This is a genomic window from Stenotrophomonas sp. SORGH_AS_0321 (genome assembly GCF_031453215.1).
GTDB classification, from domain to species: domain Bacteria; phylum Pseudomonadota; class Gammaproteobacteria; order Xanthomonadales; family Xanthomonadaceae; genus Stenotrophomonas; species Stenotrophomonas chelatiphaga.
The window spans coordinates 1,874,301-1,892,089 of record NZ_JAVIZG010000001.1; the positions used below are offsets into that span (position 1 = coordinate 1,874,301).

Annotated in this window: 17 protein-coding genes and 1 pseudogene; all 18 read right to left on the reverse strand. The window is 68.4% G+C overall.

The annotated features are described in order from the left end of the window. The gene (locus QE373_RS08115; RefSeq protein WP_309685344.1) at window positions 1-522 is read right to left on the reverse strand and encodes a flagellar basal body-associated FliL family protein; all 522 of its coding nucleotides are present in this window, start codon (window positions 520-522) and stop codon (window positions 1-3) included. Between the two features lie 614 nt (window positions 523-1,136). Further along, the gene (locus tag QE373_RS08120; protein WP_309685346.1) at window positions 1,137-2,228 is read right to left on the reverse strand and encodes a flagellar hook-length control protein FliK; all 1,092 of its coding nucleotides are present in this window, start codon (window positions 2,226-2,228) and stop codon (window positions 1,137-1,139) included. After that, window positions 2,228-2,686, reverse strand: a complete 459-nt coding sequence (fliJ, locus tag QE373_RS08125) for a flagellar export protein FliJ (protein WP_309685348.1) — start codon at window positions 2,684-2,686, stop codon at window positions 2,228-2,230. The genes QE373_RS08120 and fliJ overlap by 1 nt, the downstream gene beginning before the upstream one ends. Further along, window positions 2,683-4,068: a FliI/YscN family ATPase gene (locus QE373_RS08130; RefSeq protein WP_057507691.1), complete on the reverse strand. Its 1,386-nt coding sequence runs from the start codon at window positions 4,066-4,068 to the stop codon at window positions 2,683-2,685. The genes fliJ and QE373_RS08130 overlap by 4 nt, the downstream gene beginning before the upstream one ends. Further along, window positions 4,065-4,645 (reverse strand): annotated as a pseudogene (locus QE373_RS08135) (FliH/SctL family protein). Before QE373_RS08135 ends, QE373_RS08130 begins: the two are co-directional and overlap by 4 nt. Before the next feature lie 50 nt (window positions 4,646-4,695). Continuing rightward, window positions 4,696-5,697, reverse strand: coding sequence for a flagellar motor switch protein FliG (gene fliG, locus QE373_RS08140; protein ID WP_309685351.1), 1,002 nt, complete (start codon window positions 5,695-5,697; stop codon window positions 4,696-4,698). Then, window positions 5,690-7,330, reverse strand: a complete 1,641-nt coding sequence (gene fliF, locus QE373_RS08145) for a flagellar basal-body MS-ring/collar protein FliF (RefSeq protein WP_057507693.1) — start codon at window positions 7,328-7,330, stop codon at window positions 5,690-5,692. The genes fliG and fliF overlap by 8 nt, the downstream gene beginning before the upstream one ends. Before the next feature lie 12 nt (window positions 7,331-7,342). After that, window positions 7,343-7,711, reverse strand: coding sequence for a flagellar hook-basal body complex protein FliE (gene fliE, locus QE373_RS08150; RefSeq protein WP_057507709.1), 369 nt, complete (start codon window positions 7,709-7,711; stop codon window positions 7,343-7,345). Window positions 7,712-7,855: 144 nt separating this feature from the next. Beyond that, a complete protein-coding gene (locus tag QE373_RS08155) occupies window positions 7,856-8,299 on the reverse strand; it encodes a hypothetical protein (protein ID WP_309685356.1) in 444 nt (147 codons plus the stop codon). Between the two features lie 559 nt (window positions 8,300-8,858). Continuing rightward, entirely contained in the window at window positions 8,859-10,340 is a 1,482-nt protein-coding gene (locus QE373_RS08160) for a sigma-54 dependent transcriptional regulator (RefSeq protein WP_309685358.1), read from the reverse strand. A gap of 1 nt (window position 10,341) precedes the next feature. Further along, complete coding sequence (locus QE373_RS08165; protein ID WP_057507695.1) at window positions 10,342-10,713, reverse strand: response regulator transcription factor; 372 nt, start codon at window positions 10,711-10,713, stop codon at window positions 10,342-10,344. Between the two features lie 12 nt (window positions 10,714-10,725). Then, the gene (rpoN, locus tag QE373_RS08170; protein WP_309685361.1) at window positions 10,726-12,135 is read right to left on the reverse strand and encodes an RNA polymerase factor sigma-54; all 1,410 of its coding nucleotides are present in this window, start codon (window positions 12,133-12,135) and stop codon (window positions 10,726-10,728) included. A 250-nt stretch (window positions 12,136-12,385) separates the two neighbouring features. Beyond that, window positions 12,386-13,018, reverse strand: coding sequence for a response regulator transcription factor (locus QE373_RS08175; RefSeq protein WP_309685362.1), 633 nt, complete (start codon window positions 13,016-13,018; stop codon window positions 12,386-12,388). A gap of 100 nt (window positions 13,019-13,118) precedes the next feature. Next, window positions 13,119-13,697 (reverse strand): PilZ domain-containing protein, encoded by a 579-nt coding sequence (locus tag QE373_RS08180; protein ID WP_309685364.1) that lies wholly within the window; start codon window positions 13,695-13,697, stop codon window positions 13,119-13,121. Then, on the reverse strand, window positions 13,694-13,993 hold the full coding sequence (locus tag QE373_RS08185) for a hypothetical protein (RefSeq protein ID WP_057507698.1): 300 nt from the start codon (window positions 13,991-13,993) through the stop codon (window positions 13,694-13,696). The genes QE373_RS08180 and QE373_RS08185 overlap by 4 nt, the downstream gene beginning before the upstream one ends. Next, complete coding sequence (gene fliS / locus QE373_RS08190; RefSeq protein WP_309685367.1) at window positions 13,990-14,409, reverse strand: flagellar export chaperone FliS; 420 nt, start codon at window positions 14,407-14,409, stop codon at window positions 13,990-13,992. The genes QE373_RS08185 and fliS overlap by 4 nt, the downstream gene beginning before the upstream one ends. A gap of 109 nt (window positions 14,410-14,518) precedes the next feature. Continuing rightward, window positions 14,519-15,865: a flagellar filament capping protein FliD gene (gene fliD / locus QE373_RS08195; protein WP_309685368.1), complete on the reverse strand. Its 1,347-nt coding sequence runs from the start codon at window positions 15,863-15,865 to the stop codon at window positions 14,519-14,521. A gap of 262 nt (window positions 15,866-16,127) precedes the next feature. Then, the gene (locus QE373_RS08200; protein WP_309685370.1) at window positions 16,128-17,654 is read right to left on the reverse strand and encodes a flagellin; all 1,527 of its coding nucleotides are present in this window, start codon (window positions 17,652-17,654) and stop codon (window positions 16,128-16,130) included. Window positions 17,655-17,789 lie beyond the last annotated feature (135 nt).

Here is a 17,789-nt window from a genome sequence, read left to right on the forward strand (position 1 = left end):
TTACTGGGTCACGAAACTGGTGAACAGCAGGTCGTCGGCGCACTTCTTGCCGGTCTCGGCCAGCAGCACCTTCTGGACTTCGGCCAGCGAGGCGGCCTGCAGCTTTTCCTTGCCGGCGCGGTCGGCGATCTGGTCGGGGGTGACCTGCGAGAACAGCATCAGCAGGCGGGCGCGCAGGGCGGGGGAATGGGTCTTGATCGCTTCCAGTGCGGAGCTGTCGCGGGTCATCAGCTGCACTTCCACCTGCAGGTAGCGCGGGCCGTCGACCGGGCCGTTGAGGTTGACCACGAACGGCGGTTCCAGGCCGAAGTACTGGGCCGGTGCCGGCGGGGCCTTCGGTTTGGCCGAGGTGGCGGGGCTGCCATCGGCGGCATGCGGGGCCTGGGTGAAGTACCACACGGCGCCGCCGGCGGCTGCGGCGGCGACGACCGCGATCAGGGCGATGACGAGCACGGGACGGCGCGAGGGGGCGGCCTTGTCCTTGTCGGCGGATTTCTTGGTTTTGTCTGCGGCTGCGGCCACGTGTGGAGCTCCTGGAGGTTGCCTCCGGGCACATGCAAGTGGCGTGCCGCGCGCGTGGCGGCGAGCGGCTGGGCCCCTCGTGGCGGGTCGGTTGGAGCTGGTTTGCTGGGTTTGGCCGGGCGGGAGGGGTTGGTGGGGGACGGCAAGAGCCGCTCCTGCGGGCCTCGTTTCGCGCCATCCATGGCGCTCAACGCCCCCACCAACCCCTCCCGCCCGGCCCTGACAGCCCGCGCGCGCGTCCCGCCACGTTGAAAAGAAAAATAAAGGCAGGGGTCAGAGTCCTTTCGCTGCGCGAAAGGACTCTGACCCCGTCCCAAGGGCTGATGGGGCTAGGGAGCCCCTGAGTCAGGGGCGGCCGCGAAGCGGCGGGGTGTGGGTGCTGGTGAGACGGGGCCCGCGGTTTGCGGAGCAAAGCGTGGGAGCGACAGCGCGAATGCGGTGGCGTGGTCCCGTGCCATGGATGGCACGAAACGAGGCCCGCATGGATGCAGTTTTTGCCGTCCCCCGACCAGTCCCACCGCCCGGCCCAAACCAGGAAAGGCTTTTGGCGACCAACCACGAGGGGCTCAGCCGTTCGCGGCCACCTCCGACGGTTTATTGGCGGCGGCAAACCGTCACGCGTGGACGTCCAGCAGCCCCCGCTGGCGGATCAGCTGGGCGCTCGAGAGCGTCACTTCGGCTGCGCCGGGATCGCCATCGCCGTTGGCCGGGAAGCTGCTGCCACGTGGTGTCTGGCCGGATTCGCCCTGCTGTTGCTGGCCGACATCGGCATGGGCGAGCTGGAAACCCTGCTCGCCGAGCAGTTCACGCAGCCGCGGCAGGGTGCTTTCCAGTGCGTGGCGGACATCCACGTGCGGGCTGCTGAAGCTGGCGTGGACCTTGTCGCCGTCCATCTGCAGGCGCACGTCGATCGTGCCCATGTCGTCCGGGCTGATGCGGATGTGGGCGTGGCCGATCTTCTGTTCGGCCAGCCAGCCGACGCGTGCGCTGATGGCTTCGTCAAAGCCTTCCTGCCCGAGTATCGGGGTGGGGGTCGGGTCGACCGCGCGCGCCAGGGTGATGTCGGCCGCCGAACGGGTGGCCTGCAACGCACCGGGGGCGTGCAGCAGCGGCGCCGGGGCGGCCTCGTCGTTGCTGTCGCCGGGTTCGGCGCCAAGCGCGGCGAGCGCTGCTTCGACGTCGGCGGGCAACGCATCGACTGCGGTGGCGGCCGCGGCCAATGCGATGCCGCCCGGGGCGGCGCCTGCGGCGGCGTTCGCCAGGGCAGGCAGGGCCGTGACGGGGGCCGATGCGGGGGCGCCGTTTGCCACCGGGGTGGCCGCCGCGGGTGCTGCGTCCGGCGCTGCGGGGGCGACGGACAGCAGCAGGCCGGCCAGTCCCGGCGGCGGCCACGCGGCGGCCACCTCGTCGGTCGTCTCGGTATCCGGCTGGTCCGCCGCGGTGGCCGGACTGGCAGCCGGGGTCCCGCTGGCGGCGTCGGCCGCAGTCGCTTCCGCGTCCGGGTCAGCGCCGGGCGCCTGCGCATCCTTCCGCGCGGGCGCGGTGTCGGTCGCCTGCGCCGCCGGGGTGGCGGAGGACCCGCCGTCGCCGCCCTTCAGCAGGCGCTCGAATCCGTTTCCGGGCGCATCGCTGCCAGCGGCCGACGCGCGCGCGGGTGCGCCATTGCCGGCACCCGGGGTGACTGCACCGCTGAGGGATGCGGCCATCATGATTGGCCGCCGGAGTCACCATCGCCCGCCTGCAGCAGGCGGACCCGGCGCGCGCCAAGGTCATCCATTTCGCGCTGGGTGCGCTTTTCCACCACCTGCTGTTCCTGTGCGCGATAACTGGCGGCAAGCTGTTCGAGCACCTGCTTGTCACGGCTGGCCAGCAGCAGGCGTGCGCGCTCGGCTTCCACCTTTTCGCGGTTGCTGTCCACGGTCTGGCTCTGCTGGCTGACCGCGCTGTCCAGCCGGTCCAGGAAGGCACGCCGGTTCAGCAGCTGCGCCGGGCTGGTGGCGGCCATCTGTGCGTTGGCGTACTCCTCGGCATAGCGGCGCAGTTCGTCCAGCCGCGACAGATGGGTGTCGAGCGTGCGCTGGCGCTCGGCCAGGTCGCGGGCGACGGTGTCTTCCTTTTCCTGCGCGCGCTTGAGCAGCGGGTCGATTCGCTTGGACTGCATCATGCGGGATTCTCCGGTTCCACCAGGCGCTTCAACGCGGCCTGGCTGTGGGGCAGGTCGGCGGCCTTGGCCACGTCCTGGCCGAGGAATTCGACGATCTCGGGCCAGCGCTCCAGCGCCTCGTCGGTGGCCGCGTCGTTGCCACGCTGGTAGGCGCCGATGGCGATCAGGTCGCGGTTGGACGAATACGCCGATACCAGCCGCTTCAGCTTGCGGATGCGCAGGCGCCACGGCTCGTCGGCGATCTCGGTGACCACGCGGCTGACCGACGCTTCCACGTCGATGGCCGGATACAGGCCGCTGTCGGCTACCCGGCGCGACAGCAGGATGTGGCCGTCCAGGATGGCGCGCGCCGCGTCGGCGATCGGATCCTGCGGATCATCGCCTTCGGTCAGCACGGTGTAGAAGGCGGTGATCGAGCCACGGCCCTTGGCGCCGTTGCCGGCGCGCTCCACCAGCGCGGGCAGCTTGGCGAACACCGATGGCGGGTAGCCGCGGGTGGTGGGCGGTTCGCCGACCGACAGGCCGATCTCACGCTGCGCCTGCGCGAAACGGGTCAGCGAATCCATCAGCAGCAGCACGTTCAGGCCCTGGTCGCGGTACCACTCGGCAATGGCCGTTGCGCGGTAAGCGCCGTGCAGGCGCGCCAGCGGCGGGCGGTCGGCCGGCGCGGCCACCACCACGGCGCGGCGCAGGCCTTCTTCGCCCAGCGTGGATTCGACGAAGTCGCGGACTTCGCGGCCACGCTCGCCGATCAGCCCGACCACGATCACGTCGGCCGAGGTGAAGCGGGTCATCATGCCAAGCAGGGTGGACTTGCCGACGCCGGAGCCGGCGAACAGGCCCACGCGCTGGCCGCGTCCGATCGGTAGCAGGGCGTTGATCGCGCGCACGCCCACGTCCAGCGGCTGGGTGATGGGTTCGCGCGAAAGCGGATTCATCGAAACGCCGGCCATGCCGACCGAGCCTTCGGCACGGATCGGGCCCTTGCCGTCCAGCGGCACCCCGTCGCTGTCGATGACGCGGCCGAGCAGGCCTTCACCCACGTCCACGCCGCCGCCACGCCGCAGCGAGGGCACCACGCGGGCGTTGGGCAGCAGGCCGTGCAGTTCCGCGCTGGGCATCAGGTAGGTACGTTCGCCGGCGAAGCCGACCACTTCAGAATCGACCCAGCCGCCATCCACTTCCACCTTGCAGCTGGCGCCGAGCGGGGCCTCGCAGCCGACCGCTTCGAGGGTCAGGCCGACGGCGCGGCGCAGCACGCCTTCGCGGATCAGCCCGCGTCCGTGCAGGGTGTCGAAATTCAGGGCGTCCAGGCGCGCGCCCAGGCGCAGGTTGCGGGCGCCGGTCCATTCCGGCGGCAGCGGCAGGTCGAGCGTGCTCATGACGCGCTCCCGACCTGGCGCATGACCTTGTCCAGCGCGCCGCGCAGGCGGGCTTCCAGGGTGCCGTCGATGCGCACGCTTTCGGCATGCACGCGCAGGTCGCCGCGGCTCAGCGCGGCATCGGGGACCAGGCGCGCTGCTGCGGCGACAGGGTGAGCAGCGGCGACAATGCCGCGATGTCATCCGGGTGCAGGCGCACTTCGACATCGCGGCTGCTGGTGCCGACCGCATCCACGCCTTCGGCGACCAGCTGCGCCAGCAGTTCCGGATCGGTCTGGTAAGCGCGGCCGACCAGGGTGCCGGCAATGCGCACGGCCAGTTCGCCCAGGGCCGCGACGGCCTCGTTTTCCAGCCGCACCAGCGGCCGGCTGAAGTTGTCCAGGATGCCTTCCATCTGCGCGACCACGCGGCGCACTTCCGCCTGTCCCTGGGCATAGCCTTCGGCATGGCCGTGGGCGAACCCTTCTTTCTCGGCGGCGTCCTGGATGGCCTGGATCTCTTCCAGCGTGGGCGGCTGCAGGATCGGTTCGGGTTCGATCTCCGGCTCGTCGTGCAGGGCCTGCTCGTCGAGCAGCAACTGCGTGGCGGCCAGCAGGTCGGGCGCATTCCAGCGGATGGCGGTGGTGTTCACAGCATCGCCTCCGCGCTGCCGCCCAGGGTGACCGTGCCCTCATCGGCCATGCGCTTGACGATGGCCAGGATCTCGCGCTGCGCGCCTTCCACGTCGGACAGGCGCACCGGACCGCGTGCTTCCATGTCTTCCAGCAGGATTTCGGCGGCGCGCTGGGACATGTTGCGGGTGATCTTGTCGCGCACCCGGATGTCGGCGCCACGCAGGGCCAGGCCCAGTCGTTCGCCGCTTACCTCGCGCAGTACCAGCTGCATTTCGCGATCGTCCAGGTCCACCAGGTCGTCGAACACGAACATCATTTCCTGGATCCGGCCGCTCAGCGAAGCATCCACGCGGGCGATCTCGCCCAGGATCACCTGGTCCTGGCCGCTGTCCATGAAGTTGAGGATGCTGGCCGCCACCTGTACGCCACCGATGTTGGACGACTTCAGGTTCTGGTTGCCGGCGAACTGGCGTTCCATGATTTCGTTCAGCTCGTTCAGCGCGTTCGGCGGAATGCCGTCCAGGGTCGCGATGCGCAGCAGCACGTCCACGCGGGTGCGTTCGGGCAGCAACTTCAGGGCATCGGCGGCCTGGTCGGTTTCCAGGTGGGCCATCACGATGGCGATGATCTGCGGGTGCTCGTTGCGCACCAGGTCGGCCACTGCGCGCGGATCCATCCACTTCAGCGCGTCCAGTCCGGTGGTGTTGCGGCCGAGCAGGATGCGGTCGATCAGGCTGTTGGCCTTCTCGCTGCCCAGCGCCTGCACCAGCATGTTGCGGATGTAGTCGTCCGATCCGACGCCCAGCGAGGTCTTGGACATCAGTTCGTTGTTGAAGCTGTCCATCACCCCTTCGACCTGCTCGCGGGTGACGTTGCTCATGGTCGCCATGGCGATGCCGATCTTCTGCACCTCCTTGGGTTCCATGTGGCGCAGCACGTCGGCGGCTTCCTGTTCGCCAAGCGACAGCAGCAGGATCGCGGCGCGCTGCACGCCGTTGAGCTGGGCCTCACTCATGGGCCACCCAGCCCTTGACCACCTGGGCCACGCGCTTGGAGTCGGTCTTCACTGATTCGCGTGCCATCCGCAGTCGTTCTTCGTAAGAGTCCACCGGCAGCGCCAGCGGTACGCCCCCCAGGCTGGCGCGGTCGCGCTCCAGGGCCGGCAGGTCCATGTCATCGTCCACCAGCTGCACATCGGCGGTCAGCGGATCCTGGCCGAGCTGCGCCGGCTTCGGGCCATTGCCGCTGATCGCGCGCAGCGCCGGACGCAGCACGCCGAACAGCAGCGCCAGCACCACGATGGCGCCCAGCAGCAGGCGCAGGCCGTCCTGCACCCACGGCAGTTCCCACCAGTTCGGGCCTTCCACCGGGGTCACTTCGCGCACGAACGGGGCATTCATCACCGACACGGTGTCGCCGCGCTCGGCGTTGAAGCCGACCGCCTGCTTGACCAGGCCCTCGATGCGGGTCAGCTCGGCCGCCGACAGGGCCTGTTCGGTCATCTTGCCGTTGGCGCCGGGGCGCGGCACGTTGTCCAGCAGCACCGCTACCGAAACGCGCTCGATGCGGCCACCCGGTTGCCGGGTGTGCTGCAGGGTGCGGTCCAGTTCGTAGTTGCGCGTGGCATTGCGCGAGGTTTCCGTCGGTGCGGCCGCCGTGGCCGCCGGCGCCGGCTGGCCGGGCGGGGCATTGCTGGCCGCACCCGGCACACCCTGCGGGCCGGTGGTGCTGGTGGAATTCTCGCTGGTCTGTTCGCTGCGGACCTTGGCCGGCTCGCCGTTGTACAGCTCGCGCGCCTCTTCAGTGGTGGAGAAGTCCATCGCCACGGTCACTTCCGGCTTGACCCGGCCGGGGCCGGTCATCGGCTCCAGCAGCTCGCGGATGCGCTGGTTGAACGAGGTTTCCTGGCGCCGCACCTGTTCGAACTGGGCGGCATTGAGCGCCGCTTCGCTGTTCGGATCGGACACGCTGAGCATGCGGCCGCTCTGGTCGACCACGGTGACGCGTTCGGGGGTCAGGTCGGGGATGCTGGCGGCGACCATGTGCACGATCGCATCGACCTGGCCGCGTTCCAGCTGCTGGCCGCCGCGCAGTTCCAGCACCACCGAGGCGCTGGCTACGTCGCGCTGGCGGGTGAACGCGCTGGGCTTGGGAATGGCCAGGTGGACGCGGGAATCACGCACCGGGCGCAGCGTGTTGATGGTGCGCGACAGTTCGGTCTCCAGCGAATGCTGGTAGCGCGCGCTCTCCACGAACTGGCTCACGCCGAAGCCGGGATCGCGCTCCATCAGCTCAAAGCCCAGCCGACCGCTGTCGGTCAGGCCGGAACTGGCCAGCTTCAGGCGGGCATCGTGCAGGTTCTTCTCCGGCACGGTGATGCCACCGGTTGCCGCGTCCAGTTCGAACGGGATCTGCGCGGCGCGCAGCAGGTCGGTCGCTTCGGCGGTCGCCTTCTGGTCCAGGCCGGTGTACAGCGGCACCATGCCTGGCTTCTGCGACCAGAAGAACACGGCCAGGCCGGCGGCGACGGCCACGGCGATCATCGCCATCAGGCCCAGGCGGCGGGCGATCTGCAGGCTCTGCAGGCGATCAAACCACTGCCCGGCCTTTTCGCCGTTCAGTGCTTCCTTGGAAAGGGTCAAGGCCATCGCAGGTGATCCTTACAGCGGCATGTTCATCACGTCCTGGTAAGCCTGGACGAGACGGTTGCGGACTTCCACGGTGGCGCGGAAGGCGATCTGGGACTGCTGCGAAGCGACCATGACCTTGGCCAGGTCTGCACCCGGCACGCCCAGTTCGAAGTCGCGGGCCAGCGCGCCGGACTTGGCCTGTGCCTCGTTCACCCCGGACAGGGCGCCGCGCAGGGTGTCGCTGAAACTGGCAGGCGCGGGCGCGCCGATGCTGCCCGGGGCTCCGGTCGGGATCGCATTGGTGCGCGGCATCTCCCCCAGCGGGCTGGCCAGAGGCTGCGAGGCCTGGGTCTGGAAGCTGCGGATCTGCGAAAGGATCGAGGTGACGGAGTGGGTCATGTGGCGCGATTCCATGGAGCGGGAACAAGGAGGCTTGCCCCCGGTGCTCATGCAAGTGCCGTGCCGGAATCGCTGAGTGGTTCAGCTGCCATGCGGGCGGGCGATGACGGAAACCCGGCGCCGGGTTTCCGCCTCGCTGCCGCGTCAGCGCGGCTGCAGGGTCCAGGTGCCACCGTTCTGGCGGCGCCGCGGTTCGATCGGGCCGTCGAACTGGGTGAACACGAAGCGCCCCTGCAGGTCGGTGCGGCAGCTCAGCAGCAGCTGGTAGTGGCTGTCGCCGGCTTCGAACGCCTCATGCATGTCGATGACCGCGATGTTGTCGGCCATGCGCCGATACGTGTAGCTGCCGTGGAAGCGCAGGCGCGTGCCGAGCACGCTGAGCAGGTAGCGGTTGCCCGAGAAATCCACGCGGACCATGCGTCCGGCGTTCGGATTGTCCGGGCGCCAGGTGGGGTCGCTGAGGTTTGTGAAGCGACGGCCATCGATATGCTCGGGCAACCTGCAGCCGGGTTCGGCCGTGTAGGGGGCGGCGTGCGCGGCGGGGAGCAGGGCGGTGGCCAGCAGGAGAAGGCAGACAGGAGTGCGCATGAAGGTGCTCCGGCAGGACGGAGTTTCCAGCGTGCGCCACCAGCGGAGGCGTGGCTTCAAGAAAAGCCCCAAACCGCGGGTAGGCAATTATCGGTAGTGACGGCCGCTGGCCGTCATGTCGTTGCCGTCGGTGGGTGACGGCCACCCTATCCGGTGGGTGACGACCACCCTATCCGGTGGGTGACGACCGTTGGTCGTCACGCGGTTGCCTTCGCCGCTGCGCTCGCCGAGCGTGGCTCGGCGCTACCCATGGGGGGCCGAGGATGTTGGTAGTGACGGCCGCTGGCCGTCATGCCGTTGCCGTCGGTGGGTGACGACCGTTGGTCGTCACGCGGTTGCCTCCGCCGCTGCGCTCGCCGAGCGTGGCTCGGCGCTACCCATGGGGGGCCGAGGATGTTGGTAGTGACGGCCGCTGGCCGTCATGCCGCTGCCCTCGGTAGGGGACGCCACTCTATCCGGTGGGTGACGACCGTTGGTCGTCACGCGGTTGCCTTCGCCGCTGCGCTCGCCGAGCGTGGCTGGGCGCTACCCAGCCTGCCGGCGTTACCCGGCGTGCCGGTCAGCCGGTCAGTTCCGGCTGGTCGCGTTCGATACCGTACTTGCGCAGCTTTTCCACCAGCGTCGTGCGACGCAGGCCGAGCAGCTGGGCCGCATGCGCGACCACGCCCTGGGTGCGTTCCAGCGCCTCGTGGATCAGCGCCAGTTCGATGGTCGCCATGTGGTTGCGCAGGTCCAGTCCATCATCCGGCAGGCCGGCCGGAGGAGTAGGCGGCGGCGCATGGCCCTGGCCCGGCGCATGGAAGGAGAAGCTGCGCAGGTCCAGCCGCTCTTCGCCGGCCGCGGGGGCGTCCACCACGCTGGCGACCGCTACCGCAGGCACCGGCAGGTCGGCGCGATAGCGCACCGGCAGGTCCTGCACGCGCACGGTGCCACCGGGATGCAGCACGGCCAGGCGCTCGACCAGGTTGGTCAGTTCGCGCACGTTGCCCGGCCAGGCGTAGGTGGCCAGCGCCTGCAGCGCCTCGGCGGCGAAGCGGACTTCGCCACGGCCGGTGCGTGCAAGCTGGGCGGCGATGTTCTCGGCCAGCATCGGCAGGTCTTCGATGCGCTCGCGCAGCGCAGGTACGTCGATCGGGAACACGTTGAGCCGATAGAACAGGTCCTCGCGGAACTTGCCGTCGGCAATCCGGCTTTCCAGGTCGCGATGGGTCGCGGCGATGACGCGCACGTTGCAGCGGATCGTCTCGTTGCCACCGACGCGCTCGAAGCTGCGTTCCTGCAGCACGCGCAGCAGCTTGACCTGCATCGGCAGGCTCATGTCGCCGATTTCGTCCAGCAGCAGGGTGCCGCCCTCGGCCATTTCGAAACGGCCCTTGCGCGTGCTCAGGGCGCCGGTGAACGCGCCTTTTTCGTGACCGAACAACTCGCTTTCCAGCAGGTCGGGGGGGATCGCGCCGCAGTTGATCGCCACGAACGGTCCATCGCGGCGCGGTGAGCGCTGGTGGATCGCGCGCGAGACCACTTCCTTGCCGGTGCCCGATTCGCCAAGCACCAGCACGGTGGTGTCGAACGCGGAAACCTGTTCGATCATCTGCCGCAGTGCGATCACGGCCGGCCCGCTGCCGGTGGGGCCCTGTTCCTGCACGGCGCCGGCCTGGTGCTCGGCATCCAGCCGCTTCAGGCTGGCGCGGCGCAGCAGTGCTTCCATCTGGGCGTGGCGCAGGGGCGCCTCCAGCGACCAGATATTGGCTTCATGCATGCCGTGCTGGCGCGCGAACGCCTGTGCATCACCGTCGATCAGCAGCACCGGCGGTGGCAGGCTGCTCTGGCCGAGCCACTGGAACAACGCATTGCTGGCTTCGTTGTCGTCCAGCGCACCGACGATCACCGCCATCCAGTCGTTCTGGCGATAGCGGCCGGTGGAAAAATCCGCCGCGTCGGCCACCCAGCGCGGGTTGAAATCCATGAATTCCAGCAGGGCGACGGTGTGCTCGGCGCGGACGGCGTCATTGTCCAGCAGCAGGATCCGTGACTCGCTCATTTCAGTTTCCCTTCAGCCCTTCCAGGATCGGCATGACTTCCTGGATATAGGACAGCTTGCTGACGAAATTGTCGGCGCCGGCGCGCAACGCGTGCTCGCGGTGTTCGGCATCGTCGAAGTGGCTGGCGATCACGATGTACGGGGCATCGTCCTGCGACTTGATCAGGCGGGTGGCCTGCAGGCCGCCCATTTCCGGCATCGCCAGGTCCATCAGCACCACCTGCGGGCGCAGGCTTTCCGAACGCTCGATGGCTTCCAGTCCGTTGCCGGCGCTGCCGACCACGGCCAGCCAGTCGACCTTGCGGAAGTGGCGCATGGCGGCGTTGATGAAACCCTCGTGGTCGTCGACCAGCAGCACGGTGAGCTTGTCCATTCCAGTATGTCCTCAGCCCACCCGGGCCATCAGCGGTTGCCGGACCACCTGCCGGCGGCGCTCGCGCGCCGGGGCGATATCCAGTTGTTCCCGGTATTTTGCAACGGTCCGGCGCGCAATGTTCACCCCTTGCCGTGCCAGCAGGCCGGCGATGGCCTCGTCGGCCAGCGGCCGCCCCGCCGGTTCGGACTCGATCAGCCGGCGCACCATGGCTTTCACGGCCGCCCCGGAGACGCTGGCCCCTTCCAGCCGCACGGCGAAGAAGTGCTTGAGTTCGAAGGTACCACGCGGGGTCTGCAGGTACTTCCCGGTGGTGATGCGCGAAACGGTGGATTCGTGCATGCCGATGGTATCGGCCACTTCCTTCAGGGTCAGCGGGGCCATGGCCTCGTCGCCGCGGGTCAGGAAGGCGGCCTGGCGTTCGACGATCACCCGCGCGGTGCGCAGCAGGGTGTCGTGGCGCATCGACAGGCCGCGGGTCAGCCAGCGCGCCTCGGCCAGCATTTCGCGCATGGCCGGGCTGGCGTCGGGGCAGTCGGCCAGCGCCTGTTCGTAGTCCCGGTTGATGCCCACCCGGCGGCTGCTGCGGCTGTTCAGCGCCACGCGCCACTGGCCGTCGGCGTGCCAGGCGCTGACATCGGGCACCACCACCGCGTTGCGCTCGGGCAGCAGGCTGTCGCCGGGCCGCGGCTGCAGGGACAGGATCAGCCGGACCGCTTCGTGCACGTCGGCTTCTTCACTGCCATGGGCGGCGGCCAGGGCGGGGTAATCGTGGCTGGCCAGCAGCTCCAGCGATCCACCCAGGATGCGCCGTGCCAGGTGGCGCGCGGCCACGGCGCCGGGCAGGGCGTCCAACTGGGCCTGCAGGCATTCACCCAGGTTCTGTGCAGCCATCCCGGCGGGGTCGCCCTGCAGCAGGCGCTGGCGGATGGCTTCCAGTTCTTCGGCCGGCACGTCCAGCCGGGCGCTGCCCAGCAACTGCAGCTGCGCCAGCGGGGACTGCAGGTAGCCGGCGTCGTCGCAGTGTTCCAGCCAGAAGGCGGCGATGCCCAGTGCGCGCTCGTCCAGTTCCAGCGCCAGGCCCTGCAGGATGCGCAGGTGCGGATCGCTGGACTGCCCGGCGGCGATGCGCGCCATGCGATCCTCGTCACCGTCCTGCCAGCTGGCGCCGGGGATGTCCCACATGCCGCTCTCGGGCAGCTCGTCAAAGGCGGCCGCATCGGTGGCCGCGTCCTCGGCGCTACCGGCTTCGGCCACGCTGTCGCGGACTTCTTCGATTTCAAGCAGCGGGTTGCTGTCCAGGGCGCGCTGGATTTCCTGTTCCAGCTGCAGGCCATCGAGCTGCAGCAGTCGGATCGACTGCAGCAACTGCGGCGTCAGGTGGAGGTTATGGCCCAGCTGGACATTGAGTGCGGCTTTCATCTGCATTCCCCTGCGCCATCCCCGACGCGTTATGGAACACATCTTGCTTGTTGGCTGGGGTAGGGGAAATCGGGGGGTTCCTGAGCGCGCTAGGGCCCACCCTTACCCATTGTCAGGAAAACCCCTACAGCACAACGGATTTCCGTCGCGGAGGCGGATGCAAGTGACTGATCCACGGTGACGGTCGGGCCCGCCATCGCAGCAATCCCGACGCGCGGCGGCCGCGGCGTCGGAAAAGCGTCGTCGTCCGCTATTCCAGATCGCTCTGGTGACGCGCGGCCAGCAGCACCAGGTCGTTGGCGCGACGGCAGCCCAGCGATTCCATCATCCGGGCACGATGGGTTTCCACGGTCTTGACGCTGATCCCGAGGTCGGCCGCCATTTCCTTGTTGCTCTGTCCGCTGCCGATGCGCCGCAGGATTTCGCGCTGGCGCGGGGACAGCGCCGCCACGCCCACCGGCTTCTCCCGTCCCAGCATCGGGGCGAGCATCTTTGCCGAAATCTGCGGGCTCAGGAACACCTGCCCGGCATGCGCTGCGCGCAGGGCCAGCTCCAGTTCGCCAGGCGCGGCATCCTTGACCACGAAACCGACCGCGCCGCGATCCAGGGCGTCGCGCACGTGGGCGACGTCATCGTGCATGGTCATCATCACCACGCGCGAACCCGGGGCCCGCAGGCGGATATCGCTGAGCGCTTCCAGGCCGGTGCGGCCGGGCAGCGACAGGTCCATCAGCACCACGTCGGGGGCATGGTCGAGCGTCTGCTGGAGTGCCTGTTCAGCATTGCTGGCTTCGGCCACCAGCTGGACGTCGGCGAATCCCTGCAGCAGCCGCCCGAGGCCAGCGCGGACAAGGGTGTGGTCGTCGACGATCAGAACGCGCAAGGTGAGCAACTACAGGCAGGGAAGCGATCACCATAGCGGACCGCGACCGGGCAGCCAATAGCGACAGGCGCGTACAGCGACGGCCATCCCGTATTGCGCCTCAGCGGTGACGTCGGGCGTCGGCGATCTGTCGGCGGTGCAGGCGGAACAGATGGCGTTCCAGGGCCATTTCCAGCCCGTCGCCGAGCTCCTCGAAACGCAGCCACAGGTAATGGCCGCCCGCCCCATTGGCCGCTTCGGCCAGCACCTGCACGGGCAGGTCGATGTGGTCGGGGAGCCAGTCGCTGGGCTGCAGGCGCACCGTGCCGGCGCTGCCCGCAACGGCACCACTGCGGGGCCCCAGCTGCAGGCGGATGCCGCGCCGCGACCAGCGCAACGGACGCAGGGGCAGGGCATCGGCCTGCTGGCGCACCAGCCGGCCGACCAGCAGCAGCACCAGGTCCAGCTTGGCTTCGATGCGCTGCTGGCCGGGGCTGGCTTCGCCGCGGTCGTCCTTGTCCTCGCCGCGTCCGTCTTCCACCAGGCCGATGCTGCGCAGCAGCTGTTCGGCCACGGTGGCGCGCACGCCGCCGCTGCCGCGCAGGAAGTCCGCGGGCAGGTCCACGTCGCAGCTCAGCGTTTCGTCGAACAGCTCGCTTTCTGCGGGGTGGTGGATCTGCGGCGCGGCGGGCGTATTCATGCCAGCGATTCTGCCTTCAGGTAGGCATGCGCGGCGCGAAGGGAGCGCTTGCCGTGGTTGATGTGGGCAGCGGCTTCATCGCGCAGCTGCACCATGCGGCCCATCACCCGCTGCTGGTGGGCGAGCAGGGCACGGATTGCCTCGTCGGTGGGGCGTTCGATGCTCAGTGAAAGTGCGGCGACGGCCTGCAGGTGCTCGGCCATCAGGCGTTCGCTGCCTTCATGGTCGCCGCTGGGCAGGTGTGCTTCCAATGTCTCCAGCGAGGCGTGCAGTGGCTGCAGCACCAGGGCGCTCATGGTGCGCCTGCGCCGCGGATCTGGCGCTGCTCGCCGGGGATGGCGTTCCAGGCCGAATCGATTTCCATCATCAGGTTCAGGGCATCCTTCAGCGCAGCCGGGTCATTGTGCAGGTTGCCCTCGGTCAGACGTACGATCACGAACTCGTACAGCGCCGAAAGGTTGGCCGCGATCTCACCGCCGGCCTCGTGGTCCAGTGACCCGTCAAGATGACCGACGATGGAACAGGCTTCGCCGATCGCCTTGCCCTTGCGTGCCTGGTCACTGCGCTGCAGCGCGGCTTCCGCGGTGCGGATGCGCTCGCAGGCACCGGCCAGCAGCAGTGCCACCAGCTTGTGCGGATCGGCGTCGACCACCGAAGTGCTGACGCCGACCTTGCGGTACTGCTCGGCGAACTGCCGGTTTGTGCCGTACATGTATTTCTCCTGGGGTCCCATGGTGCGTGCGGTCCCGGAGACGGGCGACGCGCGATGGCACCAGATGTTTCATTTGATATCGGCCCGGAGGCCGACGAACTTGAGGCGATCAGCTGTTGCTGAGCAGTTGCGAGCTGAGCGAGCCGCTCGCGCTCTGCATCTGGGCGACCATCTTTTCCATGGCGGTGAACTGCTTGGTGTAGCGATCGCTGACCTTTTCCATCCGCGCATCCAGGTCATCCAGCTGCTTTTCAAGCGCCTTGATTTCCTTGTTGATCGAGTTGGTGCGCTGCACGAGCGTGCCCGTGGTGGTGTCCAGGTTGCTCTTCAGCAGGGCGGTCATCGACTTGCCGATGCTGCCTTCTGCGCCGAACAGCGCCTTCACCGCTTCCGGGTCCTTGCCGATCGCGGTATCGAGCTTGCCCGCGTCCAGGCTCAGGGTGCCGTCTGCGGCGATGGTCATGCCCATCGCCTTGAGGTCATTGACGTTGGCGCTGAGCGAACTGCGCAGCTGCTGCTGCAGCCCGCGCACCATCGCATCGCCGGTCAGCGTGGAGGCCGTGCCGGTCTCCGCGTTGTAGGCGCTGGAGGACTTCAGCGTGCCCTGGATGGCGTTGTAGGCGCTGACGAAGGCGGTCAGGTTTGCCTTCAGCGCCGTGTTGTCCGGGGTCAGGGTCAGGGTCTGCTTCTCACCCTCCTTGGCCTTGGTCAGCGTCAGGCTGATGCCAGGCACCAGGTCGGTGATGGTGTTCGAACTGGAGGTGCGGGTGAAGCCATCCACCACCACCACCGCGTCCTGCGCTGCGACCATTTCGGTCAGTTTCGAGGTGCCGGCCGGGTCGTGGACCAGCTCGGACAGGCCGCCGTTACCGCCGCTGGTGCTGATCGTCAGCGCGCCCTTGGTGCCCGAATCCACCGCGCTCAGCACGAGGTGCTGGCCATCATCGGCGGTCACGATGGCCGCGGTGACGCCCTTGCCGCCGGCGGCGGAGTTGATCGCCGCAGCGACCTCCGACAGCTTGGCGCCAACCGGAATGGTGACATTGATCGTCTTGTCACCATGGCCGATGCTGAGCGTGCCATCGCCGATGACGGCGTCCTTTTCATAGGCCTTGGAGCTGAGCTTCTGGCTCTGCGCCAGTGCTTTGACCTCCACCTCGTGCGTGCCGGCCGCGGCTTTGCCGGCCGTCGCAGCGGTATCCAGGGTGGCGGTGAAGTTCGATTCGGTGGGCGTACTGGGCTTGATGCCTGGCGCGGCGGCGCCTTTCACCAGCGCGGCCAGCGCAGTCTGCAGACTGGTCATGCCATTCTTGATGCTGCCCAGCGCGGATACTTTCGCCGTGGCGGCGGTTCCCGCTGTATTGATCTGGTTCTGGCGCGGCGCACGCTCGCTGGCAACCAGCTGGGAGACCAGGGTAGGAATGTCGAGGCCGGAACCAATGGTGCCGAGGGACATGGAGAGATCCTTTTACGAGGACGGCACGCGCCGATGCCATGCATCTGCTATCGGCCGTGGTCGGGCAAGCTTGAGCGCGGTTGCGCTGCCCCCTTGATGCAAGCTCCATGCCACCGCGGCGGTAGTGACGGCCGCTGGCCGTCAATCCGTCACCGCCGCGCACGGTGAGTGACGACCGTTGGTCGTCACGCTCTCACACTCACACAAACGGAAAGGGGGCTTTCGCCCCCTTTCCGGTCTTACCTGTTGCCTGGCCGCTGGATCAGCGCAGCAGGCTCAGCACGTTCTGGCTGGACTGGTTGGCCTGGGCCAGCATCGCCGTACCGGCCTGCTGCAGGATCTGGTTGCGGGTCAGTTCTGCGGTTTCCGAAGCGTAGTCGGTATCGCGGATGCGGCTGCGTGCAGCGGACATGTTCTCCGAGGAGGTGCTCAGGTTGGCCACCACCGAGGTGAAGCGGTTCTGCACGGCGCCGAGGTCGGCGCGGGCGGAGTTGATCGAGTCCAGTGCAGCGTCCATCGCCTTCAGTGCGTTGTCGGCACCGGCAACGTCGGAGATGTCCAGGTCGTCAAAGCCGGTGTCGGCAGCGCCGGCGGCCCAGGCAGTGCCCACGGCGCTGGCGGCGGTGGAGCCGGCGGTCAGGCCGGTCTGGGCCAGCAGGCCGGCGGCATCGGAGCCACCACCGGCAGCCACGGTGACGTTGCCATCGGCGCCGGTCAGGACCAGCTTGCCCGAATCCAGCGAAGCGGAAACGCCGGTGTTGTAGCTCTGGGCGTTGATCGACTTGACCAGCTCGTCAGCGCGCTGTGCCGAGCTGCCGGCTTCGCCGAAGTTGATGGTGGCCGAACCCTTCGAACCGGTCAGGGTGAAGCTGCCCGAGGAGAAGGTGTTGGGACCGGCGGCGCCGCCGCCAGCGGTCTGGGCCGTTACGGTGACGTCGGCCACGGTGTTGGAGAAGTTATCGATCACCACGTCGGCAGCGCCAGTGTTGCTGAGGCTGACGTTGCCTGCATTGGCCGTTGCAAGGCCTGCAACCTCTGCATTGATCTTGGCCGCCACTTCGGTTGCCAGACCTGCTGCATCACGGGTGCCGGCTGCATCGACGTCGATCGTCACTTCGGTGCCGCCCACATCGAACGTGAAGCCCAAGGTGGGGTCAGCGATCGAGGACAGGTCCAGCGTCGCGGTACCCGGGGTAGCGGCACCGCCGCCTGCGCCTGCTGCGCCGGCCGGAGCCGCGCCGGTCATCTTGGCGGCGGTGTCGACCTTGTTCCAGTTGCCCAGCGATGCGATGTTCGCATTGGCGATCTGGGCGATGTCGATGGTCTGGCCCTGGTTGGCGCCGATCTGGAAGGACTGGCTCTGGAAGCTGCCGTCCAGCAGCTTGGTGCCGTTGAAGTTGGTCTGCTCGGCCACGCGCTGGATTTCAGCCTTCAGCAGCTGCACTTCGGAGTTCAGCGCCTGGCGGTCCGAATCGGAGTTGGTGGCGTTGCGGGACTGCACGGCCAGCTCGCGGATGCGCTGCAGGTTGTTGCCGATCTCGCCCAGGGCGCCTTCGGCGGTCTGTGCCAGCGAAATGCCGTCGTTGGCATTGCGCGAGGCCTGGTTCATGCCGCGCACCTGGGTGGTGAAGCGCTCGGAGATGGCCAGACCGGCCGCGTCGTCCTTTGCGCTGTTGATGCGCAGGCCGGAGGACAGGCGCTGGATCGAGGTGGCGAGGCTGTTGCCGCTGGTGCCCAGGTTGCGCTGTGCGTTGAGCGACATGGTGTTGGTGTTGATGACTTGTGCCATGGTGCGGTTTTCCTTTTTGGCAGTGGGTCCGGCAGATCAGCCTGGCCGGTAACGGGGGCAGTGGATGGGCGCCCCGAAGGGGTGTGCTGCCGCTGCTGAAATCAATAACGGCACTGCCTGCCCAGCCTTTAGCCA